Origin of the sequence: Rhizobium sp. ERR 1071 (genome assembly GCF_007828675.1) — a bacterium.
Classification (GTDB): Bacteria; Pseudomonadota; Alphaproteobacteria; order Rhizobiales; family Rhizobiaceae; genus Rhizobium; species Rhizobium dioscoreae.
In genome coordinates, this window is sequence record NZ_VITM01000003.1 from 256,958 (window position 1) to 281,240 (window position 24,283).

At 59.7% G+C, this 24,283-nt stretch carries 23 protein-coding genes; 8 read left to right on the top strand and 15 right to left on the bottom strand.

Annotated features, from left to right (window positions below; genetic code table 11):
• The first annotated feature begins 71 nt into the window (after window positions 1-71).
• Window positions 72-731, top strand: coding sequence for a ribonuclease HII (locus FBZ99_RS11370; RefSeq protein ID WP_113330980.1), 660 nt, complete (start codon window positions 72-74; stop codon window positions 729-731).
• A gap of 4 nt (window positions 732-735) precedes the next feature.
• Here FBZ99_RS11370 and FBZ99_RS11375 read toward each other — a convergent pair whose 3' ends face one another.
• The 12 genes from FBZ99_RS11375 to FBZ99_RS11430 all read right to left on the bottom strand — a co-directional run bounded on the left by FBZ99_RS11375 (window position 736) and on the right by FBZ99_RS11430 (window position 12,887).
• Window positions 736-1,500, bottom strand: coding sequence for a phosphotransferase (locus FBZ99_RS11375; RefSeq protein WP_113353858.1), 765 nt, complete (start codon window positions 1,498-1,500; stop codon window positions 736-738).
• A 117-nt stretch (window positions 1,501-1,617) separates the two neighbouring features.
• Entirely contained in the window at window positions 1,618-2,109 is a 492-nt protein-coding gene (locus tag FBZ99_RS11380) for a F0F1 ATP synthase subunit B (RefSeq protein WP_069612429.1), read from the bottom strand.
• 3 nt (window positions 2,110-2,112) lie between these two features.
• Window positions 2,113-2,706: a F0F1 ATP synthase subunit B gene (locus FBZ99_RS11385; RefSeq protein ID WP_069612428.1), complete on the bottom strand. Its 594-nt coding sequence runs from the start codon at window positions 2,704-2,706 to the stop codon at window positions 2,113-2,115.
• Between the two features lie 78 nt (window positions 2,707-2,784).
• Entirely contained in the window at window positions 2,785-3,012 is a 228-nt protein-coding gene (locus FBZ99_RS11390) for a F0F1 ATP synthase subunit C (RefSeq protein WP_015338972.1), read from the bottom strand.
• 66 nt (window positions 3,013-3,078) lie between these two features.
• Window positions 3,079-3,831: a F0F1 ATP synthase subunit A gene (locus FBZ99_RS11395; RefSeq protein WP_092709533.1), complete on the bottom strand. Its 753-nt coding sequence runs from the start codon at window positions 3,829-3,831 to the stop codon at window positions 3,079-3,081.
• Window positions 3,832-3,909: 78 nt separating this feature from the next.
• A complete protein-coding gene (locus FBZ99_RS11400; protein ID WP_113353857.1) occupies window positions 3,910-4,254 on the bottom strand; it encodes an AtpZ/AtpI family protein in 345 nt (114 codons plus the stop codon).
• 313 nt (window positions 4,255-4,567) lie between these two features.
• Window positions 4,568-5,746: a cell wall hydrolase gene (locus tag FBZ99_RS11405; protein WP_113353856.1), complete on the bottom strand. Its 1,179-nt coding sequence runs from the start codon at window positions 5,744-5,746 to the stop codon at window positions 4,568-4,570.
• 169 nt (window positions 5,747-5,915) lie between these two features.
• The gene (locus tag FBZ99_RS11410; protein WP_371864861.1) at window positions 5,916-7,781 is read right to left on the bottom strand and encodes a potassium transporter Kup; all 1,866 of its coding nucleotides are present in this window, start codon (window positions 7,779-7,781) and stop codon (window positions 5,916-5,918) included.
• Between the two features lie 53 nt (window positions 7,782-7,834).
• Window positions 7,835-8,812 (bottom strand): magnesium transporter CorA family protein, encoded by a 978-nt coding sequence (locus FBZ99_RS11415; protein ID WP_113330975.1) that lies wholly within the window; start codon window positions 8,810-8,812, stop codon window positions 7,835-7,837.
• 414 nt (window positions 8,813-9,226) lie between these two features.
• A complete protein-coding gene (gene apbC / locus FBZ99_RS11420; protein WP_145633195.1) occupies window positions 9,227-10,387 on the bottom strand; it encodes an iron-sulfur cluster carrier protein ApbC in 1,161 nt (386 codons plus the stop codon).
• Between the two features lie 622 nt (window positions 10,388-11,009).
• Window positions 11,010-11,750, bottom strand: coding sequence for a helix-turn-helix transcriptional regulator (locus FBZ99_RS11425; RefSeq protein ID WP_442966469.1), 741 nt, complete (start codon window positions 11,748-11,750; stop codon window positions 11,010-11,012).
• Window positions 11,751-12,071: 321 nt separating this feature from the next.
• On the bottom strand, window positions 12,072-12,887 hold the full coding sequence (locus FBZ99_RS11430) for an IclR family transcriptional regulator (RefSeq protein WP_113330973.1): 816 nt from the start codon (window positions 12,885-12,887) through the stop codon (window positions 12,072-12,074).
• Window positions 12,888-13,006: 119 nt separating this feature from the next.
• Here FBZ99_RS11430 and FBZ99_RS11435 point away from each other — a divergent pair, with 119 nt between their 5' ends.
• The 5 genes from FBZ99_RS11435 to FBZ99_RS11455 all read left to right on the top strand — a co-directional run bounded on the left by FBZ99_RS11435 (window position 13,007) and on the right by FBZ99_RS11455 (window position 17,260).
• Window positions 13,007-13,777, top strand: a complete 771-nt coding sequence (locus FBZ99_RS11435) for an SDR family NAD(P)-dependent oxidoreductase (protein ID WP_113353854.1) — start codon at window positions 13,007-13,009, stop codon at window positions 13,775-13,777.
• A 37-nt stretch (window positions 13,778-13,814) separates the two neighbouring features.
• Window positions 13,815-14,747, top strand: a complete 933-nt coding sequence (locus FBZ99_RS11440) for a 2-dehydro-3-deoxygalactonokinase (RefSeq protein WP_145633198.1) — start codon at window positions 13,815-13,817, stop codon at window positions 14,745-14,747.
• Window positions 14,747-15,382 carry a 2-dehydro-3-deoxy-6-phosphogalactonate aldolase gene (locus FBZ99_RS11445; protein ID WP_113353852.1) on the top strand — a complete coding sequence of 212 codons (636 nt, stop codon included), beginning with the start codon at window positions 14,747-14,749 and terminating at the stop codon, window positions 15,380-15,382. Before FBZ99_RS11440 ends, FBZ99_RS11445 begins: the two co-directional genes overlap by 1 nt.
• A 3-nt stretch (window positions 15,383-15,385) precedes the next feature.
• Window positions 15,386-16,273: an SMP-30/gluconolactonase/LRE family protein gene (locus tag FBZ99_RS11450; RefSeq protein ID WP_113353851.1), complete on the top strand. Its 888-nt coding sequence runs from the start codon at window positions 15,386-15,388 to the stop codon at window positions 16,271-16,273.
• A gap of 351 nt (window positions 16,274-16,624) precedes the next feature.
• Complete coding sequence (locus FBZ99_RS11455; protein ID WP_113330968.1) at window positions 16,625-17,260, top strand: PRC-barrel domain-containing protein; 636 nt, start codon at window positions 16,625-16,627, stop codon at window positions 17,258-17,260.
• Window positions 17,261-17,347: 87 nt separating this feature from the next.
• On the opposite strand, the gene FBZ99_RS11460 is transcribed toward FBZ99_RS11455, so the two are convergent.
• Together FBZ99_RS11460 and FBZ99_RS11465 are read right to left on the bottom strand one after the other, a co-directional pair.
• On the bottom strand, window positions 17,348-18,703 hold the full coding sequence (locus FBZ99_RS11460) for a putative bifunctional diguanylate cyclase/phosphodiesterase (RefSeq protein ID WP_113330967.1): 1,356 nt from the start codon (window positions 18,701-18,703) through the stop codon (window positions 17,348-17,350).
• Window positions 18,704-18,830: 127 nt separating this feature from the next.
• Window positions 18,831-20,564 carry a response regulator gene (locus tag FBZ99_RS11465; RefSeq protein ID WP_113353850.1) on the bottom strand — a complete coding sequence of 578 codons (1,734 nt, stop codon included), beginning with the start codon at window positions 20,562-20,564 and terminating at the stop codon, window positions 18,831-18,833.
• A gap of 344 nt (window positions 20,565-20,908) precedes the next feature.
• On the opposite strand from FBZ99_RS11465, the gene mutL reads away from it, so the two are divergent.
• Window positions 20,909-22,741, top strand: a complete 1,833-nt coding sequence (mutL, locus tag FBZ99_RS11470; RefSeq protein WP_145633201.1) for a DNA mismatch repair endonuclease MutL — start codon at window positions 20,909-20,911, stop codon at window positions 22,739-22,741.
• Between the two features lie 162 nt (window positions 22,742-22,903).
• On the top strand, window positions 22,904-23,134 hold the full coding sequence (locus tag FBZ99_RS11475) for a DUF2093 domain-containing protein (RefSeq protein WP_069612411.1): 231 nt from the start codon (window positions 22,904-22,906) through the stop codon (window positions 23,132-23,134).
• A 26-nt stretch (window positions 23,135-23,160) separates the two neighbouring features.
• Here the strand turns inward: FBZ99_RS11475 and lpxK are convergent, their stop codons facing one another.
• Complete coding sequence (lpxK, locus tag FBZ99_RS11480; RefSeq protein WP_145633204.1) at window positions 23,161-24,207, bottom strand: tetraacyldisaccharide 4'-kinase; 1,047 nt, start codon at window positions 24,205-24,207, stop codon at window positions 23,161-23,163.
• Window positions 24,208-24,283: the final 76 nt, after the last annotated feature.

The following is a 24,283-nucleotide window of genomic DNA, read 5'->3' on the forward strand; positions in this document are numbered from 1 at the left end:
AAGCCCCTGGCTTCGCCGCCATGATCCACCGGGGGCTTGCAGGAGATCGGGTGGTGTGCGAGCTTCGCCGCATGTCACGCCGTGCACCACCCGATTCTCCAATGCTGTTCGAGGATGTTCCGCTCGTCCCCACTTTCGAGCTGGAACTGATTGCGCGCCGTGCCGGCCATTGGCCGGTTGCCGGGGCCGATGAGGCAGGCCGAGGCCCACTTGCCGGACCGGTCGTGGCGGCCGCCGTCATTCTCGATCCAGAGCGTATCCCGAACGGGCTAAACGATTCCAAACAGCTGACAGCCGCCAGACGTGAGGAACTGTTCGTCGAAATCCTGGCGACGGCAACCGTGTCCATCGCCTCGTCGAGTGCCGGCCGTATCGACACGACCGATATTCGCAAGGCAAGCCTCGATGCGATGCGCCGTGCCATTTGCGGGCTTGCCGTGCCGGCGAGCTATGTGTTGACCGATGGGCTCGACGTGCCTGTTGGGCTCGCCTGCCCAGGAAAAGCCGTGGTCAAAGGTGATGCGCGCTCCTTCTCCATTGCTGCCGCTTCGATCGTGGCCAAGGTGACACGCGACAGAATGATGGCGCGTGCTGGTGTCGTTTTTCCGGCCTATGGTTTCGCGGCCCATGCCGGCTATGGCACGGCGCAGCATCGTGCAGGTATCGAGGAGCATGGTCCCTGCCCGCTGCACCGCATGAGCTTTCGCCCCTTGCGCAAAGAGGTCATCTAAGCACTCAGCCCGTCAGCCCCGCGGCGATTTCAGCCGACCGCTTTCTGATATATGCAACATCTTCTCTGTAGACGCGGTCATGTCCCTCGTGGAGATTCCGACGATATCTCTCGATGCCGCGGGCAGCTTCCCGTTCCATGAAGGCCAAAAGAGCCTCGAGCCGCTCGACGATGACGTCAGGCAATGAGGGACGCTCGGCAATGGACAGGCCATAGGCATCGACAAAGACGCGGGCGCGACCAACTTGGGCGGCAAGTGTGTCCATTCCGTCGACGGCGACGCTGGAGGACAGCGGCGCCCAGCGATAGACGGCATAGGCCAGATCCCACATTCGCGAACCGGGATGCGCAGCCTCGAAATCGATGATACCGGTCACTTCGCCATCGTTCAGGACGACATTGTAGGGAGCAAAATCCCCATGGCAGATGACCTCGCAAGGCGAGCGGGCCGGCAGTTGCCAGGTGTGATCGGCCTCAAGGTCCTTTGCGAACAAGCGGGAACAATCGTGATAGCGACGCAGCAGCGATGCAGCCGACCGCAGCGCCATTTCGCCGCGCATATCAATGCAGTCATCGAGATCGCCCGTATCCCCGAGCAGATAGGTTACCCGCTCCCAGGCCTCGTCATATCCAGCCGAAATCGGAGCTGCATCGAATCCGTGCCGATGCAGCGCAGCCAGCAAGGCGTGGACGCCGGGTGTCCATGCCGCAGCCGGTCTCACGATGAGATCGCCTTGACGAAACGGTTCGCCGCCTGTCGCTGCCTGCATCCATCCCTCCTCAATCTCATGATTTTGCTGTTGGTTCCGGCAATGATCAAGCCAGCAGGAGGGAAATAAAAAACCCCGCCGAAGCGGGGCTCTTTCGAATTTCGATATTCCCAGGGCTTAGTTCAGCCGCGTCTTCACTTCCTTGACGGCATCGCTGAAGAGACCGGACTGGACGTTCCCATCGGCCTTCTTGGCAAGCACCGATTCAGCAGCGGCGATCGCGAGGTCGACAGCAGCGGAGCGGACCGCCTTCATCGCATCGGCTTCAGCCTGCTTGATCTTCTGCTCGGACAAAGCCGTGCGGTTGGCAACGAATTCCTCGGTCTTCTTGCGAGCCTCGGTCGTCAGCATTTCCGCTTCGCGCTCAGCTGCGGCAACGATGTGTGCTGCCTCAGCCTCGGCTTCCTTGCGCTTGCGCTGATATTCGGCCAGCAGATGCTGGGCCTCTTCACGCAGGCGCTTGGCTTCCGCCAGCTCGTTGCGGATCTGATCTGCGCGGTCGTCCAGCGACTTTGCCATCATGCCCGGAACCTTCAGGTAAACGATCAGGCCGAGGAAGATGAGAAGGCTGACAAAGGCGAAGAAGGTGTTGTCTAAAGCGAACTCCATGGATCACCCCTCCTGCTTGGCGGCGGCGGCTGCAACCGCAGAGGCGACATCGGCCTTGCCGGCGACATTGCCGACCAGCTGCTCGACGACAGCGCTAGCCGTCTCCTCGGCAATCGCACCGACATCACCGAAGGCTTTCGCCTTGATTTCAGCAATGCGGCCTTCTGCGGCCTTGAGCTTCTCAGCCAGGCTTGCCTCGATCGCCTTGCGATCCTCTTCGGCCTTGGCCTTGGCGGCATCGCGGGCAGTGGCGCCGATGGAATTCGCCTTGGCGCGCGCAGCGGCCAATTCGCTTTCATAGGTCGCGACGGCGGCATCGGCTTCAGCCTTCAGACGCGAGGCCTCTTCGATATCCTGGGCGATCCGGTCGTGCCGGCTTTCCAGAATGCTGCCGACGCGCGGAATAACGATCTTCTGCATGGCCACGTAGAAGATGACGAAGGTGATCACCAGCCAAAACAGCTGTGACGGATACGTCGTATGGTCAAACGGCGGGAATACGCCGCCGTGATGGCCTTCATTCGGCGCACCCGTTTCCGTGTGCACCGCTCCGGCGGCCGGCGGTGCTTCTTCAGCATATGCCGGGGTCACAAACATGCTCACCTCCAGGTGGTCTGCAAATACAAAGAATCACGGCTCGCTGCCCGCGAACCGTGATCTATGACGCCGCTGATATCAGACGGCGAAGAGCAGGAGGAGAGCGACGAGCAGCGAGAAGATGCCCAGAGCTTCCGTAACGGCGAAGCCGAATACCAGACGGCCGAACTGGCTGTCAGCAGCCGACGGGTTGCGCAGTGCGCCGGACAGGTAGCTGCCGAAGATATTGCCGAGGCCGAGAGCCGTGCCGGCCATACCAAAGCAAGCCAAACCTGCGCCGATGAACTTTGCTGCTTCCGCGTCCATGTTGAACTCCTTTGAAATGGTTGTGCGGTGAATGACTGACGCCGTTAGACGCCAATGTCTTTATCCTTAGTGGCCGCCCGGATGGATTGCGTCGTTGAGGTACATGCAAGTCAGCACCGCAAAGACGTAAGCCTGAAGGAAGGCGACAAGGAACTCGAGACCGGTGAGGGCGACGGTCATGATAAGAGGGAGAACAGCCCCGCCGATACCAAGCGCGCCGAGTGCTCCGAGCGAGGCGACGAAGCCCGCGAACACCTTAAGCGTGATATGACCGGCCAGCATGTTGGCGAAAAGACGAACGGAGAGCGAAACCGGACGGGACAGGAAGGAGATGATCTCAATCGCCACTACCAGCGGCAGAAGAACACCCGGAACACCCTGCGGGACGAAGATCTTGAAGAAGCCGAAACCATGCTTGATCAAGCCGTAGAAGATAACGGTGAAGATGACAAGCAGCGCAAGCGCCAGTGTCACGATGATCTGGCTGGTGACGGTGTAGAAGTAAGGAACAAGGCCGAGCAGGTTTGCCGTCAGGACGAACATGAAGAGAGAGAAGACCAGCGGGAAGAACTTCATTCCCTTTGTCCCCGCCCCCTCTTTCAACATCGAGGCAATGAACTCATAGGCCATTTCCGCCACCGACTGCGAGCGCGTCGGGATGACGCCGCGCGGCGCACTGGCGAAATAAAGGAAGCCAGCGGAGAGAACTGCGGAGGCAACCATGAACAGCGAGGCGTTGGTGAACGAAAAATCAATTCCGCCGATATCGATCGGGATAATCTTGAAGATCAGGAACTGATGGGTAGGATCGTTTGCCACCGCTTGTTCTCTTTCATTTTTCCGCTCCACCGAGCGGATGCTTCTCATCTGGAAACAGCGCCGCAGCGTTGCCTCCGCTCATTTCTTATCAGGCCTACCCTCGCCCGGCACCGGTGTCGCCACCTTGCCCGCAGAGCGCAGCACATTCAAAACGCCGGCACAAAATCCGAGAAGCAGCAAGATAATCATGCCCCACGGCGTCGTACCGACAAAACGGTCGAAGACATAGCCCAGAACGGCGCCAACGATGATTGCGGCTATGAACTCGCTGGAAAGCTTCATCGCCTGAGCGTAGCCCTTACGGCTTTCCTCGGCGCGAACCTCCCCGCGTTCATCCTCTCTCACCGCAGCGCGCTTGGTCGCCAATTCGGCTTCCAGCTGCGCCCGCCGCTGTTCCAGACCTTCGTCGCGGTCATCCGTCATGGTGGCATCCTCCCCATTTTCGTTGCGCGTAATCCCTGTACCCCGGTCAACGCGTAAACGAACAGCAGGTTTCGCCACCTTTCGGCCCGTTTTGAAGTCGCGCGCAACATAGTTTTAGGAAAAAGCATAGTCAAGGCGTAGGCGTCATCTGTCCAGCCATAAATTAGCCCAATTAAATCATGATCTTAGAGCGAAAGAGCCATATTGACCGAAAACTGAGCCGAAGAATCCTCTTCAGCCCGCGCTTTCCTGTGGCTTTTTTGCCAGGAGAAGCGACCTCGCCCGCGGTGTCAATCTGCCGGAACCGGGCGCATCAGCTCCAGCCGCCGCCATAGGTCCTGTAAAAGATGTGCATGCCTATGCGGCCGACCTTCACCATTTCGGCAGCCCATTTCGGCCGGACATAGACAGCATGGTAATGAGTGGCGGAACCGACTTCCGGCAGCCAGATCTTGCCGGCGGTCACGGCCATGGCGACCTGACGGGCAATGCGCCAGTGTTCGGGAGAATTGACGCGCTCCTTGACGTTGTCGCAGGCGAAGGAAAACTGGCAAGCGTTGGTCCAATCCTCGTTCTGATAGACGACGCCGCAAATGGTCTTCGGGTAGGCCGGGTTGCGGACACGATTGAGGATGACCTGGGCAACGGCCGCCTGTCCTTTCACGGACTCGCCCCTCGCCTCGAAATAGATGCCAGTGGCAAGGCACTGCTGCTCGTCGGGCGAGAAAACCGATGGCGGCAGGACATTGGCGGCCCAGGCATGATCCTTCGGGCCGATCTGCGGCACGAAGCGGCCTTCACCGTCCTGATCCCTGGCGAGAATGGAATCGAAGGGCGAGACACGGGCATAGTCCGGCGCCGGCGAGGCATAGGCCGCGGCCAGAACATCGGCATTCTGATTGGTGACCAGATTGGCGATATAGGCCGGCACGCTATCATCAGGCTTTGGCGGCTCTTTCTTGTAGAAGGCGGTGGCAATCTGGATTTCCTTGCCGCCGAGCTTCGGCTTCAGGAAGGCGGTGCGCTCGCCAGTCGCAGATTCCGGCCGAAGCAGCATGCTCTGGCGCTGCAGCACCGAGCCTGCGGAAAAATCCTTCGGCGGCTGCATCGGCGTGATGGCCACCACCCTGCCTTTCTTGTCCTGCCGGTTGATGCGGTCTTCATCGGGCCGGGGATCGCTGCCCTTGGCTTCGGATTGGAACGCGACGCGGCGCCCGTCCGGCAACACCAGACCGCCATCTCCAATGGCGGCAGAAGCCTTGACATCACCGAAGGCCAGTTCCGCCTGATGGGTGGAGCCGGCCGGCGAGTCCGTCATCACCATGCGCCAATTGGCCCCTTCCCTGTCGATCCCGGCAAGCAGGCCGGCAAGGTCGCCATAGGCTGCTGTCGATGGAAAAATAAGCCAGGCGCAAAGCCCGAAGACGGCTGGAGAGGTCCAATTTTGTGGCAGGAACCGCGACTTGCGGCTAACGGAACGCGAGCGAGACAACACCGGACTCCAAACGGCACTCGAAACTAGGAGCCGGAATAATCTCCCATTAACCTTGATGGATGGTTAATTCGGACGAATCTATGGTTATGCAGGTGGTGAACCGAAAACAAAAAAGGCCTGGCGGAGATCCGCCAGGCCTTTTGAACGAACAGCACGAATATCTGCGTCAGATGATGACGTGCGAACCCAGTTCCACAACGCGGTTGGCAGGCAGGCGGAAGTAGTCGGAGGGGTCGGTCGCGGCGTTGGCGAGCGCGATATAGAGCCGGTCCTGCCAGTGCGGCATACCGGATTTCGCATCCGGCACCAGCTTGCGGCGGCCGAGATAGAAGGAGGTCGACATGATGTCGAACTTCAGGCCCGTCTTGCGCAGGGTTGCGAGCGCCTGCGAGACATTCTGCGATTCCATGAAGCCGAAGCGCAGCTCGACGCGCGAGAAGCGCTCCGAGACCTTCTCGACCGAATAGCGATCCTCCTGGGCGACGCGCGGCTTGTTGATGGTGCGGATCGTCAGGATGACGTTCTTGTCGTGCAGGACGTGATTGTGCTTCAGATTGTGCAGCAGCGCGGCGGGCGCAGATTCCGGATCGCTGGTCAGGAAGATTGCCGTACCGGGCACATGCGCGGGCGAATGATCGCTCTTGCGCTCGATGGAGCTGACGAAGGACGACAGCGGGATATCGGTGTGCCGCGTCTTTTCCATCAAGATCGAGGTGCCGCGGCGCCAGGTCCACATGATCACCGTGAAGGCCGTTGCGATCATGACGGGAACATAGCCGCCGTCGTGGATCTTCAGGAGGTTGGCGCCGAGGAAGACGAATTCCAGCAGCAAAAGCGGTGTGAGCACGGCAACCGCCATCGGCAGCGTCCAGTTCCAGCGGACTCGGACGAATTCAAATGCCATGATCGAGGTGACGACCATCGCGCCAGTCACCGAAATACCATAGGCCGTTGCCAACGCATCCGAGGTCTTGAAGGCCAATACGAGGAAGATGACGCCGAAGAACAGGACCGTATTGACCGATGGCAGGAAGATCTGCCCGGTATTGGTCTCGGAGGTAAAGAGGATTTCCATACGCGGCAGGAAGCCGAGGTGAATCGCCTGACGCGTGAGCGAGAAAGCACCCGTGATGACGGCCTGGCTCGCAATGATCGTCGCCATCGTGGCGAGAATGACCACCGGCAGAATCGCCCAATGCGGATACATCAGGAAGAACGGGTCCGACATAGCCATGGGCTCGCGCAGCACCAGCGCGCCCTGACCGAAGTAGTTCAAGGTCAGCGACGGAAACACCAGTACGAACCAGGCCCACTGAATCGGGCGGCGGCCGAAATGGCCGAGGTCGGCATAGAGCGCTTCCGCGCCCGTCACCGTCAGGAACACAGCACCGAGAACGACGACGCCGAGGAAGCCCTCGCGCATCAGAAAGCTCACCGCATACCAGGGATTCAGCGCTGCCAGAATGCTGTAATCATCGGAAATATGCATGATGCCGGCAAGACCCATGACGATGAACCAAAGCGCCGTGATCGGACCGAAGAAACGGGCGACGGCACCGGTACCATGCGACTGGATCGCGAAAAGCAATGCCAGGATCGCCACCGATATCGGGACGATATAATCCGACAATTGCGGGGTCACCAGCTTCAGACCCTCGACAGCGGAAAGAACGGAAAGCGCCGGAGTGATCATCGCATCACCGAGGAAGAGCGCGGCACCCAAAAGGCCCAGCAGCATCAGGATGGCCGTGTGGCCATTCGCCGTCTTCATCAACAGCGCCAGCAGCGACAAGGTGCCGCCTTCGCCGTCGTTGTCCGCACGCAGCAGAAAAAGGACATATTTGATCGTGACGATGATGGTCAGCGTCCAGAACATCAGCGACACGACGCTGATGACTTCGCCGCGCGTCAGACCATCGGCGGCCACCGGCTTCAATGCTTCGCGAAAGGCATAAAGCGGGCTCGTACCAATGTCGCCATAAACAACGCCGATCGAGCCGAGGGCGAGGTATGCGAGCTTACGAGCGTTCATTTTCCCGTCGGGAGAATGATGGGTTTCGTTAGACATTCAGGATCACTAGACTCTCAGAGCCAGCCTTTCCAGCGAAAAAAGAAAAACGGAACGATGGCGGAAACCACCATCAGCAACAACGATGTCGGGTAACCGTAGGCAAAGTGCAGTTCGGGCATATGCTCGAAATTCATGCCGTAGACGGACGCCACGAGCGTCGGCGGCAGAAATACCACCGAAGCGATCGAAAAGATCTTGATGATGGCATTCTGCTCGATATTGATCAGCCCGAGCGATGCATCCAGCAGGAAGGTGATGTTTCCCGCGACGAAGGATGCATGCTCCGACAGTGACTGCACATCCCGCGAGACGTTGCGACACAGTTCCCTGGCCTCGTGGTCCTGCTGCATGGCGGGGATGGTATGAAGAAAGGTCAGCAGCCGGGACAGCGAACTCAGACTGTCACGCACCTTGCTGAGCGTACGGTGATAGCCTGCGATGTCCTTGAGCTTTTCTTCCAGATAGTTCGCCGGGCGGCGGATCTTCTTTACGCGATCGCCGAACACGTGCACCGACAATATATCGATACCCGCCACGGTCTGTTCAAGGACCTCGGCGGTACGGTCGACGATGGTTTCGAGAAGCTTGGCAAGAAGCGCGACACCCGTGCGCCGCTCCTGCGGAATACGCTGCAGCGCTGCGATGAAGAGTGCGAAGGACTTCGGCTGCGCATAGCGGATGGTGACCAGCCGATGTCCCGTCAGGATGAAGGCGACATCGGTGAGCATCGGCAGATTGGTGTCGGCCTTCCACAGCAGCGAGGCCGTGAGAAAGACAGAGCCGTTTTCGACATAGAGGCGGCTCGACGGCTCGATGTCCTTCATGTCCTCGCGCGTGGGCACCTCGAGCCCAAGCAGGCGCTCGATATTGGCCTCTTCCTCACGCGTGGGATCGACCATATCGATCCAGACGGCATTGTCAGGCAAGCGGTCGGCGGCCGAAAGATCGGGCAGCTGAAGCGGCTTGGAATCTGAGCAATAGGCAGTTATCAACTGCTTGCTCCCACAGCAGCGGAGAGGAAGCCGCCATCAAGGCGCCTTGCGCGCTCTTGCCGCGATCCCACCAATGGCCAATGAAAAAAGCTCATAAAACCCCGGTCGTATCCCGCCGGTCCGGCCGGGAATCCGTGTCCATGTTCCATTGCGCTGCTGTACCAATCCTTCGCCCGTCCTGGCGAAGCCGCCTGCTCGGACGAAATAAAACCACCATGCGGCGGAGGGCGGTCATCGGAAATGCCCGACCAGTTCCACGCCGGCGGCGCATATGCAGCAAAGCTCGCAAAGAATCAAGTCACAACCTCTTCATTGCGCGATTTCACCGCAGTTTGGCTAAACTTGCGAAGTCATAGCACAGGACGCCGACAAGACAATCCGTCACTATACGGAAAGCAGACATGTCTTTGTGAATTATTCAAATACGATCGATGGCGCCGCGCGCTGCGGTGCGCCTGCCACTTGCTTCCAGACATTGGCTGCGATCTCGCGATAAATATTCGCAACCACCCCATTTGGCTCGGCAGCGACGAGCGGCGTGCCGGCATCCGAAGTTTCGCGGATGCCCATGGTCAGAGGCACCTCCCCCAGGAAAGGCACGCCGATGCGTTCTGCCTCCTTGCGGGCGCCACCATGGCCAAAGATATCGTAGCGCGCACCGGTATCCGGCGCGATGAAATAGCTCATGTTCTCGACAATGCCGAGGACAGGAACCTCGACCTTGCGGAACATGTTCAGGCCCTTGCGCGCATCGATCAAGGCCAGATCCTGCGGCGTAGACACGATAACGGCACCGGCAAGCGGCACCTGCTGCGCCATGGTGAGCTGCACGTCCCCGGTGCCGGGCGGCATGTCCACCACGAGCACGTCAAGCTCGCCCCAGGCGACCTCGCGCAGCATCTGCAGCAGAGCGGACTGCACCATCGGCCCGCGCCAGATCATCGCCGTTTCCTCTTCGACGAGGAAGCCCATCGACATGACCTTGAGGCCGTAGTTCTCCATGGGATTGATGATGCGCCCATCGATCTGGGTGGGCCGTCCGGAAATCTTCAGGAGGCGCGGCATCGAAGGACCGTAGATATCGGCATCCAGGATGCCGACCTTCAGGCCGTTGGCAAGCAGCCCCAGCGCCAGATTGACCGCCGTCGTCGATTTGCCGACACCGCCCTTGCCCGAGGCGACCGCGATGATGGCCTTGACGCCCGGAACACCGATCTTGGCGGCGCGGGGCGGCTGTTGCGGCGCGTGCTGATGAGGATGCGAATGGGAATGGCCTCGCGGGGCAGCTTGCACAGGCGCGGCCCGCGGCGCCGGAGCGCCAGCCTTCTTGTCGGCCGTCAGCGCGACCAGGGCGCCTTTGACACCGGGCATATCCTTGACGACACGCTCGGCGGCAAGACGCATCGGCTCCAGATCCTTGGCGCGCTCGGCGGGTACGGTGATGGAGAAATAGACCTTACCATCGGAGATGAAGACATCCGACACCATGCCGAGTTCGACGATGTTGTGCTCCAGGTCCGGGCCGCGAACCGTCTTCAACGTTTCCAGCACCTGTTCCTTGGTGATGTCTGCCATTTCATCCTCACTGCAGAATCCTTTTCGGCAGCGCCGCAGGGAGCGCACGCTTTCCGAAATCATTCTGGCTTAGATAGTAGAGAGGCGGGACTTCGCCAAACGAAATTCGGAACGCCGTCGATAAAATGCGTCTTCGTTGCGGCCGGCAGGTCCGCCGGGTCCATAAAGAACCCTTACCAGCCGCAACGCGCTCCCAATTCGGGAAGACATGATCGCGGGCCGAGATAGAACACTCGTCTGAAAGGAATAGGGCAAAGGCGCGAAAATCGTCCCACAAGCGCGCCCGAAATTGCTAAGCGTGTTAAATAAGCAACAACCGCCGCCGACCCCCTCGCCGGGAGAAGCTATGGCGACGGGGCATCGGCGACGGTCGTTTGATCCGCGCACGTTTCATCGGCGCTGTTATCAAAGTCCCCTCTGGACCTCTGCCTTTTTATAAGCAGGAAGCGTGCCAGTTTTCAGAAAACCAGGGAAATAACGGTATTTCAATTTGTTAGTCGCTGTCCGCCTGGATCGGCATGATCGATCATCGCCATAGGGTTCGTCATATTTTATTCGCAGCGCACAAAATTCATTCACACGCTGCTCGAATCTCGATCATCACGTGGAGACGACAACGTCATTATTTGATCAATCCAACGCGCAAAGCCTTGGCGACGGCCTGAGTGCGGTTGACGGTGTCGAGCTTCTTGGTGGCGCGGTTGAGGTAGTGATTGACCGTATGTTCGGACAGAGACAGGATTTCGGCGATCTCGGCGCTGGTCTTTCCGGCCGCTGTCCAGTTCAGGCAATCGATCTCCCGGTCGGTCAGGGCATCGACGACGCGAACATCGAGATTGCGGATTTCCGCAAGCCGGTCATAGACGTGAACTGCTATATAGAAAAGGTCCTTGACCTCCTCCATCGAAAAGAGCTCGCGATCGCCAGCCAAACAAACCGCGCCGCGAAGACCGGAGGCATCGTGCGTCGGGAAATAGACGAAGCGCGTCATGCGGAAACGTTCGAACAGAGCCACCACGAGCTGCGACTTGCTCTCCTCGCGATTGGGGCTTGTTGTCACCTCATAAAGAAAGGGCAGCGTGGAGCCGCGCAGACGCTGCAGCGGGGGGCTGGTCGACAACAGGTTTTCCTGATCGTAGATCGACAGCAGCTCTGCCGGCCAATTGTTGATGACTGAATTGCTCTGCAGGTCCGAGGACGTAATAGGCGGCAGATTGAGCACCATGAAGGCCCGGCAACGATAGGCCTCCGTCAGGCCCTTCATGAAACGGAACACATCGAACTGCGTCTTAAGCCTGCTGATTTCCTCGATAAAGTCCTCGCCACGAGGGGACATGCCCGCCTGTATCAATGCCGCCATCATCAGTCTTCTTTATGTAAAAGAGGAAGAAAATACGAAACTTCCGTCTCTTGTCCCTCACGATTATCGTACGGCAGCCGGTCTCAGCCGCTCGGCAAAATATAAGTTTTCCAAAATCATGACTGCATCAACGCCCGTTACTATTATGTCCGCCCAACACCTCGCCAAATCCTGTATGGTTCCAATAATCACTTGCGGATAATGGCAGTTCTTCCGCATATCTCAACAGTAAAATTCAAGATAAACGAGCAATTTCGCTAAGATCAGGCACCGACAGCATTAAATCCGCGAGTTTCCGACAGCCGTTGCGCGAAATTTATGGAGTCAGCGCTTAGGCCCCATGCGGTTGCGCATGTCCGTCATGATCGAATCAGCAGCAGCAACCACCAAAGGCGCCCATGCCTTCAACTTTTCCAGTGTGACGCGATAGGCCGGGCCGGTCACCGAGACGCCGGCCAGCATATGCCCATCGTCGGAACGGATCGGGGCGGCAACGCAGCAAATGCCGCTTTCATGCTCCTCGAGATCGAAGGCATAGCCTCGCTTCCTGATTTCCGAAACATCGAAAAGCAGCTCCGAGACATTGCGAAGCGTATGCTCGGTATAAGGGCGATATTCGAGGCATGAGATTCTCGCATCCAGCTCGGCATCGTCGAGCGCGGAAAGCGCCGCCTTGCCTACACCGGTACAATAGGCCGGAGATGCATTGCCGACCTGCGAATACATGCGTACGGATTGGCGACCCTCGACCTTGTCGAGATAGATGACCTCCGTGCCACGCAGGACGCCAAGATGGACGGTTTCGCCGGTCACCTCCTGCAGGCGGTGCAGATGTGGCTCAGCAACCGCGCGAAACTCGTTGCGCGCCCAGCTGCGCGAGGCAAGCGTCAAGAGCCGCAATCCAATCAGATAACGACCATCGCGGTCGACCTCCAGCAGCCCTTCCTCGACAAGGTGCGACAATTGGCGATGCAATGTGCCGCGCGGCTGATCGGAGAGCGAAAGGATGTCGGTAAAGCGCATCGGGCCATCGGCGAGCGCGACAAGATCGAGCAGGGAGACGAGCTTTCCCAGCGTTCCGGTTTCCCGGTCGCGATGCCCTTTATTTTTTCCACCCTCTGAACCCAGATCCACGTTCATTCATTTATCTCTGGCAGAGCCGCACTATCCTTGACACCGCGCAAGGGTAGATCGATAATTCCATATAGTCAAATTATGTTCCGAATAATGGAACTTTCGATTGATCCGGGAGGAGACATTTGGTGGATACTCAGGCGCAATTTCCCGATCTGAAAGATCGCACCGTCCTCATCACCGGCGGCGGCTCCGGCATCGGCGCAAGCCTTGTGGAGGCCTTTGCCAATCAGGGCGCAAAGGTTGCCTTCATCGATATCATCGAAGAAGCGAGCAAGGCACTGGCGGCCAAGCTTTCGACGCAATCCGCCCATCCTGTTTCCTTCTATCACGCTGACCTGCGTGATATCGGCGCGATCAAAAGCGCGATTGCTGCGGTTGAGTCCGATCTCGGGGCGATCCGTGTCCTCGTCAACAATGCAGCCTGGGACGACCGGCACGATATCGACACCACGACCGAAGAATACTGGGACAACAATCAGGCAATCAACCTGAAGCAGGTCTTCTTCGTCTCGCAGGCGGCTGCACCCGGCATGCGCGCCGCCGGCGGCGGGGCCATCATCAATTTCTCCTCGATCGTCTTCAAGATGAACCCGCCGCTGCTGTCCTCCTACGCGACCGCGAAGTCCGGTATCATCGGGTTGACCAAGAGCTTTGCCGGGCGCTTCGGTCCCGAGAACATCCGCGTCAATGCCGTCCTGCCGGGAATGATCGTCACCAAGCGACAGCTCGACCTCTGGCTGACCGAAGAGGGCATGGCGAAGACGATAGACCGGCAATGCCTGAAGCGCGTGCTGAGCGCCGACGATCTGGTCGGGCCGGTGCTCTTCCTGGCTTCGGACTGCTCCGGCGCCATGACCGGACAAGCTATCACCGTCGACGGCGGTATTTTCTAATCTCAAGAGTTCTGACGTAAGACTTGGAGCATTTCTCATGACGAAACCCGCATATGTCGCGGTGGACTGGGGCACCAGCAGTTTCCGGCTGTGGCTGACTGGCGAAGACGGCAGCATACTGGCAGAGCGCCGCAGCGGCGAAGGCATGACCACGGCGGCCCAGATCGGCTTTGCCAAGGTCTTGCAATCGCATCTCGATGCCATATCCGCACCGGACGCCCTTCCCGTCATCGTCTGCGGCATGGCCGGAGCGCGCCAGGGCTGGGTGGAAGCCGGATATATCGACACGCCGACCTCACTTGCCGCCATCCTGACAGGCGCCGTTTCCGTGCCCGGACAATCCCGCGACGTGCGCATCCTGCCGGGTCTCGCACAGCGCAGCCAGCAGATGCCCGATGTCATGCGCGGCGAGGAAACGCAGCTGCTCGGCGCGATTGCCGCCGATGCGAAGGGCGAACAGCTCGTGTGCATGCCGGGAACGCATTCGAAATGGGTGCGCGTGCTGGATGGCCAGGTGACAGGTTTTTCCACCTTCATGACGGGCGAGCTTTTCGACGTCATTACCAAGCACAGCATCCTGTCGCATGCCGTTGCCGGCGCTGCGGACATGCCGCCCGACACGAAGGCGTTCGAGGCTGCCCTCAAGACGGCCCTCGACAAGCCGGCCCTCGTCACCAACCTGCTGTTCACGGCCCGCTCCGGCCAGCTCCTGAACGGGCTTACGGCCGCCGGCGCCCAGGCACTGATCTCGAGCACCCTGATCGGTGCGGAAATCGCCGGCGCGCTCGATTCGGCGGGGCAGAATGCGGCCATCACGCTGGTCGCTTCCGGCCGCCTCCAGGCTCTCTATGAAGACGCCTTCCGCACCCTTTCCCTCAATTACAAGACCATCGATGCCGATGCCGCCGTCCGTCGCGGACTGTCCGCTGCGGCCGAAGCGATCTGGTTCAAGAAAGAAAGCAAAAGCTGATGACGACCCGCATTCCCTTCCCGCCCATGAAGCGCCCGCTCATTGCCATTCTTCGCGGCATCAAGCCGGAGGAGACGGCCGATATCGTCGGCACGCTGATCGAGACAGGTTTCACGGCAATCGAAATTCCGCTGAATTCGCCGGAACCGTTCCGCTCTATCGAGATCGCCGCCAAGATGGCGCCTGCGGATTGCCTGATCGGCGCAGGCACGGTGCTGACGGTGGAAGACGTCGACCGGCTGGATGGCGCCGGCGGCAAGCTCTTGGTGACACCGAATGTCGAGCCCACGGTCATCAGCCGCGCCCGCGACAAGGGCATGGTGACGATGCCCGGCGTCTTCACCGCCACGGAAGCGCTTTCGGCCGCCCGCGCCGGTGCCACCGGTCTCAAATTCTTCCCCGCCGGCGTGCTCGGCGCCTCCGGTATCACAGCCATTCGCGCCGTCTTGCCGCCCGAGCTCGTCATTGCGGCGGTCGGCGGCGTTTCGGACAAGAATTTCGCCGATTACACCAAGGCCGGCGTGCTCGCCTTCGGCCTCGGCACCAGTCTTTACAAGCCGGGAATGACGGCTGCAGAGGTTGCCGAACGCGCCAAGGTCACCATTTACGCCTATGATGCAGCCGTAGGAGCCTGATCTATGACCGATATTCATGATTTCCAGGGCAATATTCTCTGCAACACGTCCTCCGTCCTGGGAGAAGGCCCGACCTACGACCCCGATACAGACACCGTATGGTGGTTCAACATCCTCGGCAAGGAACTGCACGAACTGCACCTGCCGACCGGAAAGAAACAGGTTCACGAGCTGCCGATGATGGCAAGCGTGCTGGCTCGCGTCGATGCGGAGCGGCAGATGATCGCCACCGAGCAGGGACTGTTCCTGCGCGATATCGCAACCGGCGAATTGAGCTTCTATACGGCCATTGAAGCAGACAAGCCTGAAAACCGTTCCAATGACGGGCGCACGCATGTTTCCGGATCGCTCTGGATCGGCACCATGGGCAAGCGCGCCGAGATGCAGGCAGGCGCGATCTATCATGTCGCCGGCGGCAAGGTTACGAAGATCTTCGACCAGATCAGCATTCCGAATTCCATCTGCTTTTCTCCCGATGGCACGATCGGCTATTTCACCGATACCCGCGTCAGTCAGCTGATGCGCGTGCTCGTCGACCCCGAGACGGGACTCCCGACCGGCGAGCCGATCGTCATGGTCGACAGCATGGAAGATCCTGGCGGCCTTGATGGTTCGGTCTGCGACGCGGACGGCTATATCTGGAATGCGCGCTGGGGTTCCGGCTTCGTCGACAAATACAGCCCGGACGGCCTGCGCATCGAGCGCTATCGCGTGCCCGCCATGCAGCCCTCCTGCCCCGCCTTCATCGGCAAGAATGCGGACCGGCTGGCCGTGACGACCGCCTGGGAAGGCTTGGATGAGGAAGCGCGCTCCATGCAGCCGCAGGCGGGTGCTCTTCTGGAACTCGGCCTGACGGTGAAGGGCGTTTTCGACCCTCCATACAAGCTTTGATTGAAATCCCTCCTCAGCCGTTCGATGCGGAAGAGGAGATTACTTCTATGATCGATGCGATATCCAGCTTTTCCGGCTTGCGAAAAAACCGCGATCCGCATCGATCCATTCTCTAATTCGGCCAATCCCCAGGTTGTTTCTCAAAACGTCGACCCGCTGTTTTCATGCTATATTCCGTCCGTTTTCAACTTCCGCCTGTTGGCTTCTGCAACTTTTGACGGAACCAAAACCTCACTAATCCATTTGCCCTTATGACCGGTACGATGAAGGCCGGCAAACGGAGGTTTCACCGCGCTGGTCAGCATGCGCGCCCGATAAAGCATGCCCATCGGAATGAAAGGTAGGTTCACGATGACTGGGAAACTCTTCACTTCTGTCGCTGCAGGCGCAATCTTCGCCACGGCCTCGGTACTTTCGCCGATGGCGTTCGCTCAAGCGCAACAACCGTCGAACGGGGGAGCCGGCAATACCGGCAACAATGCGCCAATGACGCAATCCGCCCCGGCGACACCGGATGCCACAAAGCCGAGTAACCCGACGCCGCAAACCAAGGCTCAGGCACCCGCACCGTCGCCAGGCGCCGAACAGGCCGGCGGCTATATGACCACGCAGTCGGCCGATCAGATCAGTGCCAGGACCTATATGGGTCAGTCTGTCTATAACGGCCAGAATGAAAGCATTGGCAGCATCAACGACCTGATCCTGCAGAAGCAGGGCGGTGTTATCGCCGCGGTCGTCGGCGTCGGCGGTTTCCTTGGCCTCGGCCAGAAAAACGTCGCCGTACCGTTCGACAAGATCAACGCCACGCAGAATCCGCAGGACGGCACCGTCAAGCTCACGACGACCGAAACGGCCGACTCGCTGAAGGCTGCCCCAGAATTCAAGACCCTGTCGATGCAGGCTTCCGAAAAGGCGGCTCAATCGTCCGGTACGTCGACAATGCCGGCCACCGACAACACCACGACTTCGTCGACCACCAACAAGTAACTATCGACAAAGGTTGGACGAAATACAGAAGCGGCGGCCTTATGGGCCGCCGTTTTCTTTGACCATCTTTCACCCTGCTTTTTAGGATTAGGCAATTTCGCGTTCGTGGCTGAGATCGAAATAATGGGTCTGCAGGTAGCGAAGCGTCGCAGCGCTATCGACCGGCTTTCCAAAATAGTAGCCCTGCCCCATGGCGCAGCCCAGTGCCTTCAGCTTCGCCGCTTCAGCATGGTCCTCGATACCTTCCGCGACCACACGCAGGTCAAGCCCTTCGCACATGGCAAGAACAGCCTTGATGATGTGCTCGGAGGCCCTGTCCGAATTCATGCGCGAGACGAAGGCCCGATCGATCTTGACCTTATCGAAGATGAATTCGCGCAAGCGTCCAAGGCTGGACTGACCGGTGCCGAAATCATCGAGAGAGATGCGCACGCCGACCGCTCGAAGATCGGCGATGATGCGATGGGCGGTATCGGCCGAGCTCATGACGGCCGTTTCCGTGATTTCAAGTTCGAGGCGGTGCGGGTCCAGACCGGCGCGTGTCAGGATGGCGAGAATGCTGCTGCTGGTGCCGGGATCCATCAGCTGCGCCGAGGAGAGATTGAAGGACAGAAACAGTTCGCGCGGCCACGAGAGCGCCGCCTCCGCCGCTTTTCGCAGCAGCGTTTCGGATAGCGCATCGATAAAGCCTCGTTCCTCGGCAAGCGGCACGAAGACAGCCGGTGAGACAAAGCCGAGATCCGGATCGTTCCAACGCGCCAAGGCCTCGAAACCGAGAACCATGTTGTTGGCAAGCGAGACGATCGGCTGGAAATGCACATCGATGGAGTCGGAAATGATGGCGTTGCGCAGCGCCTGCTCCAGCTGCGTCGCACGCTTCATCTCCTGCGCAATCTCTCTGGAATAGACGGTGATCTGGCCGCGGCCGCGACGCTTGGAGCGATAGAGCGCCGTATCCGCATTTTTCAGGAGATCGTCGAATTCTTCTCCGGCGAAAGGATGAATGGCAAAGCCGAAGGATGCGGAAAGGCGGACATTGCGATCGCCAAGATCATAGGGCGCTGACAGCACTTCGCGGATCATCTGCCCGAATTTCTCGGCGCCGACGCGTTCGAAGACAAGCGGCAGTACAAAGGCGAATTCATCGCCGTCGTGACGCGTCACCAGTGCGCCGTCGGGTATGCAGGCCTTCAGACGGTGAGCAACCTGGCAGAGGATCTCATCGCCCGCGTCGACGCCGAACAGGTCATTGATCGGCTTGAAGGCATCGAGATTGACGATGCCGATCGTAAAGGGTGCAGGATCGCCGGCACGCTCAAGCGAAAGCGCGCGCGCACGCTCGCGCATGCGATGGCGATTGCCCAACCCGGTGAGCGGATCGGTATAAGCGATTGCCTGCGGCTGCTGATTGACTGGCCCCGGCAGCATCTCAGTCGATTTCATATTTGGTTCCGGCCTTTTCTCCACCCGGGGGAAGAGCATGCCGAGGAAGTCTTAACAAAGGATGCCAAGATGACAGTCATTCGGCGTCGGCGATAAGTTGCCGTCGGGGGTGATATCATTGTAACATTTATCTATTTTGCGCCTTCAGGGCACCGCGCATATGCTTCTGAAATACCGTTTCGATGATATCGGGACTAACCGGTTTCAGGATGACGTCGTCCATGCCGACATCGGCGCACTCCTTGCGGTCGCGCTCGAAAGCCTGCGTCAGAACACCGATGATCGGCGTATAGGAGCCGGTACCCTTTTCCGCGCCGCGGATCAGCCGGGTGGATTCAAAGCCGTTCAGTCCCGGCAACGAAATGTCCATCAGGATCAGTTCCGGACGATGCTCCTGCCACAGGCGCACCGCCTCGTCACCACTTGCGGCGATCACATAGCTGTATCCCAAGCCCTCGAGGATCTGCGAGAAGACGATCTGGTTGATATCATTGTCTTCAGCGACCAGAATCTGCGCCCGGCGCTCCTCGCCGGTCGCACGCCGCCATTCGGGCGCGAGCCCCGGCTCCATGCTCTCGCCAGGCTCGCCACGGATGTTGCGATTGAAATGGCGCGCGATCAGGAAGGCAAGCTCGGTTGCCAGCTGCGATCCGTTCAGCGACAACGCGGCTAGGTTCTGCCGCTCGGCCAGCTCAATTCCGCGCTTGCCGAGCTGGTTGTCGACGATGACCAGATCGATCTTGACGCCATGCGCGCTTGCCACGTCCAGAAATGCCGCCTCTTCATTCTCGTTGTGCACGACGCAGGCTTCGAAGCCGTATTTCTCGAGCGTCTTCAGAGCCGCCGTTTCGGCAGCGAAATCCGGCGTCACGACGAGCACCTTGCGGCCGCTGAAATTCTCCGGAACGAAGGTCTCCATCGCCGCCGGACGGCGCGAAATGGTCTGTAGCGCGACCATCGGAACATAGGCGCGGCGATAGGAGCGATCGCCGTTTTCCCGAATGCTCGACGCGAGCGCGAACTCGTCGAAGTCGCCGCCATCCTTGGGCAGGTCCTGCATGGTGCAGACCAGGAAATAGCGGCCCGGCTTGCCGATGCGCTGCTTGCGGGTGACGATGTCGCGCTCGACACCGTCGCGGGCGATCTGACGCTGCCGCGAGATCGACATTTCACCGGTCTCGATCACATGCCGATCGCTCTCATAGAAGCGATTGGCAAGGTCGGTGGAAAAGATATCGATGCTCTTGCGACCGCGCACTTCGTCAGCCGCCGTCTGGTACTTGTCGCAGAACGCCCGGTTGACTGCGACGTAGACGAGATTCTGGTCCTTGACGAAAACCGGAAAGGGCAAGTTGTCGAGAATATCCTCGGTCAGCTGCACGCGCTCCATGTCGACGCGCCATTGATCTTCGCGTTTCCTGGCTTCGGAAACATCGGAAATGATGCAGAAGCCGATGCCCGAGGATAGTCGTCGGTTGAGGATGCGCACCCAGCGGTCGTCGGCAAAATGCTCGGTGGTCTCGTAGCGTTCACGCCAATGGGTGGCTATGCGCTGCGATATCCAATCGTCGCGGCTCGCAGCTGTTTTGGTCTGATGCCGCTGATAGGCTACTCCAGTATCGAAGACGGCGCCTAGAAAATCGCGCAGCCGCGTGGAAGGTTGCAGGAAATCAGGCGTGATTGGGAAGAAGTTCAGAACCTGACGGCTGGCAAACAGCAAGAGGTCGTTCTTGTCGTAGGCGAAAAAGGCGCTGGAAAGACCATCGCAAAAGGCATCGAAGAACATCGTCTGCAGACTGCCGCCGAAAGGGGCATCAGCCGTCATCATTGCCAAAGCTGCCTTTTCAGTCTCGGCAGTCATTCGTCGGATTCCTACGCTCAACCAGTTTCACAACACGGCAAATCGACAGGGCGGCATTCGCTCTGCAAGGCAAGTTCATGGGAGTTGCATGCTGGCCTTGGCACTTGAAGCAGATGGCACCTGGCTCCATTTTGACTGATGGCCACCAACCTGCCATCGAGAGCCGTCAGCATGCACGAAACGCGCCACCTGCGGTCATTTCAAGTTCTGTCTCCGCAACCTGTCATCATTCCCTTAAACATTGATTAAATTTCTTAACAAAGTCGCCATGTAAACGGGTGGATCAAGGCGGCAAAATCGCCTTTCCTCTTCCCTCGCCGCCGCGAATCCACGAGAATGCAGCCATGGCCATCAAGCAACTTTCCGAGACCCTGATCAATCAGATCGCCGCCGGCGAAGTCATCGAACGCCCGGCGAGCGCCGCCAAGGAACTGATCGAAAACGCGCTCGATGCCGGTGCAACCCGCATCGAGATCGCGACCGCTGGCGGCGGCAAGGCTCTGCTAAGGGTGACCGATAACGGCTCGGGCATGGAGGAAACCGACCTCGAACTCGCGGTACGGCGCCACTGCACCTCGAAGATTTCCGATACGCTGGAAGACATTCGCACCCTCGGTTTTCGCGGCGAGGCCTTGCCCTCCATCGGCTCGGTGGCGAAGCTTTCGATCGCAAGCCGCAGAGTGGGTGCGGCCGGCGGCGCCGAGATCGCGGTTGCAGGCGGCAAGGTTCTGCATCTGCGCCCGGTGGCCGCCAATCCGGGCACGATCGTCGAGGTACGCGACCTGTTTTTTGCGACGCCGGCGCGCCTGAAATTCCTGAAGACGGAAAAGGCGGAGGCGGCCGCGATCACCGAAGTCGTCAAGCGCATGGCAATTGCCTTTCCGCGCGTGCGCTTCGTTCTGTCGGGCACCGACCGCTCGACGCTGGAATTTCCCGCGACCGGCGATGATCATCTCGCCCGCATGGCACAGATACTGGGTGCCGATTTCAAGGACAATGCTATCGCGCTCGATGCCGTGCGTGAGGATGTGAGCCTTACCGGTTTTGCCGGCGTGCCGACCTTCAACCGCGGCAACTCCGCGCATCAATATGCTTTCGTCAATGGCCGGCCGGTGCAGGACAAGCTGATCCTCTCGGCGATCCGCGGCGCCTATGCCGAAACCATCCCCGCCGGACGCTATCCTATCGCTGTCCTTTCGCTGACGCTCGATCCGGCGCTGGTCGACGTCAACGTGCATCCGGCGAAATCCGACGTGCGCTTCCGCGATCCCGGTCTCGTACGCGGCCTGATCGTCGGCGCTGTGCGCGAAGCGCTCTCGCGGGAGGGCGACCGCGCAGCAACGACCGGCGCTGACGGCATGCTGCGGGCGTTTACCGCCGGACGCTCCGCCTTTCAGCAGGGTTGGCGACCCTCGCCGGCAGCGGCTCCCTGGACGCCGACAACGTCTCCATCTCGTCCCTATGAGCAAGCCGCGGCAACAGCAGGTTACGGATTTGCCGAAAGACCGCAGGCGGCTTTCGAGGGACTTGCCATGCCCACCGCTCGCGCCGAAGCACCGCCGCCGGCCGAAACGACGCGTGCCGAGGAACCCGCGCGATTCCCGCTGGGTGCCGCCCGCGCGCAGCTGCACGAGAATTATATCGTCGCCCAGACGGAGAACGGACTTGTGATCGTCGATCAGCACGCCGCGCATGAGCGGCTGGTGTTCGAGGCCATGCGCAAGGCCCTGCATTCGAAACGTCTGTCCTCGCAGGTCTTGCTCATTCCCGAGATCGTCGACCTGCCCGAGGAGGATTGCGACCGGCTGATGGTGTTTGCCGAAGAGCTGGGCGAGCTTGGCCTCGCCATCGAACGCTTCGGCCCCGGCGCAGTCGCCGTACGGGAGACGCCGGCGATGCTCGGCGAAGTCGATGCGCAGGGCCTGATCCGACAGCTGGCCGACGAGATCGCCGAATGGGATACCGCCTCTGGCCTTGCCGCCAAGCTGGAATATGTGGCCGCGACCATGGCCTGCCACGGTTCGGTGCGATCCGGCCGGCGCCTACGCCCGGAAGAGATGAATGCGCTTTTGCGCCAGATGGAGGCAACGCCAGGCTCCGGGCAGTGCAATCACGGCAGGCCGACCTATATAGAGTTGAAGCTTACAGACATCGAACGACTGTTCGGGCGCAGCTAACCTCAGCTATTTCCAAAAGGAACTTTTCCGGGAAATAGTCTGGAAAAGTCGCGTCTGCTGCGTAATTTTAAAGTGCCACAGCGACCTTTGCGCGTCATATTTGACGCGCGGCGCTGTAGTGCGGTATGGCAATTAGGTGACAGAGATCGAGGACGGCATCAGATGAATCTTTTCGAAGGACATGGAAACCGCGAGGCGAAAGTTCGCTATCTCGACGGCGATTTCCAGATCCTGATGCCGGGCTCCTATGTCGTCTGCGCCATGACTGGCAAACATATCGCGCTCGACGAGCTGCGCTACTGGAGCGTTGCCCGCCAAGAGCCTTATGCCGACGTCATCACCTCGCTCGAAGCCGAAAAACGCGCCGGCGCACTGCCCAATCAGAAGCGCTGATTTCCCGCTGAGCAGCTGATCTAGTTCTAAGCCGGTTTGCCGCGCTTTTCCCGCAGGCGACGCTCTCTGGCGGCTGCAACAGCCCTGTCGATAATCAGGGCCGGAGCCAGCGGATCGTCAAAGACCATATCGATCTCAATTACCCTGCAGCGCTGCAGCAATTCCTCGGTGCGGCCATGATGGCCGATCAAGCGCACGTAGTCCTTCGAGGTGGTGACGATCTCGAGCCCTTCGCGCGAGGCGATGTCGAGCATGTCGGAGACGTCGTCTTCGCCAGGATGTTCGTGATCTCCGAAGCTGCGCCGGACGGCGATCTCAGCCCCTAGCGTCTCCACTGTGCGGAAGAACTTGGCGGGATCGGCGATGCCGGCAAAGGCAAGTACCTTGCGGCCGCGCATATCCTCCTGCCCGCGCACCCTGACGCTTGCGGAAAAGAAGGGCTTCCCCGCCCTTGCCGCAAGGCGAACGACGCGATCGGCGGCAGTGCCCTCGCCGACTTTTAGCAGGCCGGATGCAAAGAGGAGTTGCGTGCGCAGCGGCGCGCGCACAGGACCGCCTGGAACGAGGTGCCCGTTGCCGATACCTCTGCCGGCATCGATCACCACAAGGGCATAGTCGATGGCGAGCTGCGCGCTCTGGAAACCGTCATCCATGATGATGATGTCGGCGCCCTCGCGCACCAGCCTTTCCGCGCCATCGCCCCGACGACGGGCAATGACCGTCAGCGCCTCGCGGGCAAGCAGCAGCGGCTCGTCGCCAACAGCCGTGGCATGATGGTGCGAGGGATCAACGATCGTGGTGACATCGAGCGAGCCGCCATAACCACGGCTCAGGAAACCAGGCTTCAGCCCCTTCGCCTTCACGGCCTGGGCAAGTGCAAGCGCCGTCGGCGTCTTGCCGGCGCCGCCGACCGTGAAATTACCGACGCAGATAACAGGCACCGGCACGGAAGCCCGTTTGCCATTCACCATGCGATGCCCGGCGATACGGCCATACAGGAACGAAAAGGGTAAGAGCCCCCAGGCACGCCAATCCGGCTTTCGCCACCAAAAAGGTGGGGCCTCCGATACCATGCGTCTAATCCAGCCCTATTCTTGTGCCCACGACAAAGCGGCAAGAAAGGCCAGATTGCGTGAAAAAGCAAGCCAT

Coding starts and splice junctions, on each gene's coding strand:
- FBZ99_RS11455 (WP_113330968.1), top strand. CDS start 16,625: ATGACTGGGAAACTCTTCACTTCTGTCGCTGCAGGCGCAATCTTCGCC.
- FBZ99_RS11460 (WP_113330967.1), bottom strand. CDS start 18,703: ATGAAATCGACTGAGATGCTGCCGGGGCCAGTCAATCAGCAGCCGCAG.
- FBZ99_RS11380 (WP_069612429.1), bottom strand. CDS start 2,109: ATGGAGTTCGCTTTAGACAACACCTTCTTCGCCTTTGTCAGCCTTCTC.
- FBZ99_RS11370 (WP_113330980.1), top strand. CDS start 72: ATGTCACGCCGTGCACCACCCGATTCTCCAATGCTGTTCGAGGATGTT.
- FBZ99_RS11390 (WP_015338972.1), bottom strand. CDS start 3,012: ATGGACGCGGAAGCAGCAAAGTTCATCGGCGCAGGTTTGGCTTGCTTT.
- mutL (WP_145633201.1), top strand. CDS start 20,909: ATGGCCATCAAGCAACTTTCCGAGACCCTGATCAATCAGATCGCCGCC.
- apbC (WP_145633195.1), bottom strand. CDS start 10,387: ATGGCAGACATCACCAAGGAACAGGTGCTGGAAACGTTGAAGACGGTT.
- FBZ99_RS11465 (WP_113353850.1), bottom strand. CDS start 20,564: ATGACTGCCGAGACTGAAAAGGCAGCTTTGGCAATGATGACGGCTGAT.
- lpxK (WP_145633204.1), bottom strand. CDS start 24,207: ATGGTATCGGAGGCCCCACCTTTTTGGTGGCGAAAGCCGGATTGGCGT.
- FBZ99_RS11400 (WP_113353857.1), bottom strand. CDS start 4,254: ATGACGGATGACCGCGACGAAGGTCTGGAACAGCGGCGGGCGCAGCTG.
- FBZ99_RS11425 (WP_442966469.1), bottom strand. CDS start 11,750: ATGATGGCGGCATTGATACAGGCGGGCATGTCCCCTCGTGGCGAGGAC.
- FBZ99_RS11450 (WP_113353851.1), top strand. CDS start 15,386: ATGACCGATATTCATGATTTCCAGGGCAATATTCTCTGCAACACGTCC.
- FBZ99_RS11375 (WP_113353858.1), bottom strand. CDS start 1,500: ATGCAGGCAGCGACAGGCGGCGAACCGTTTCGTCAAGGCGATCTCATC.
- FBZ99_RS11410 (WP_371864861.1), bottom strand. CDS start 7,781: ATGAACGCTCGTAAGCTCGCATACCTCGCCCTCGGCTCGATCGGCGTT.
- FBZ99_RS11385 (WP_069612428.1), bottom strand. CDS start 2,706: ATGTTTGTGACCCCGGCATATGCTGAAGAAGCACCGCCGGCCGCCGGA.
- FBZ99_RS11430 (WP_113330973.1), bottom strand. CDS start 12,887: ATGAACGTGGATCTGGGTTCAGAGGGTGGAAAAAATAAAGGGCATCGC.
- FBZ99_RS11445 (WP_113353852.1), top strand. CDS start 14,747: ATGACGACCCGCATTCCCTTCCCGCCCATGAAGCGCCCGCTCATTGCC.
- FBZ99_RS11440 (WP_145633198.1), top strand. CDS start 13,815: ATGACGAAACCCGCATATGTCGCGGTGGACTGGGGCACCAGCAGTTTC.
- FBZ99_RS11475 (WP_069612411.1), top strand. CDS start 22,904: ATGAATCTTTTCGAAGGACATGGAAACCGCGAGGCGAAAGTTCGCTAT.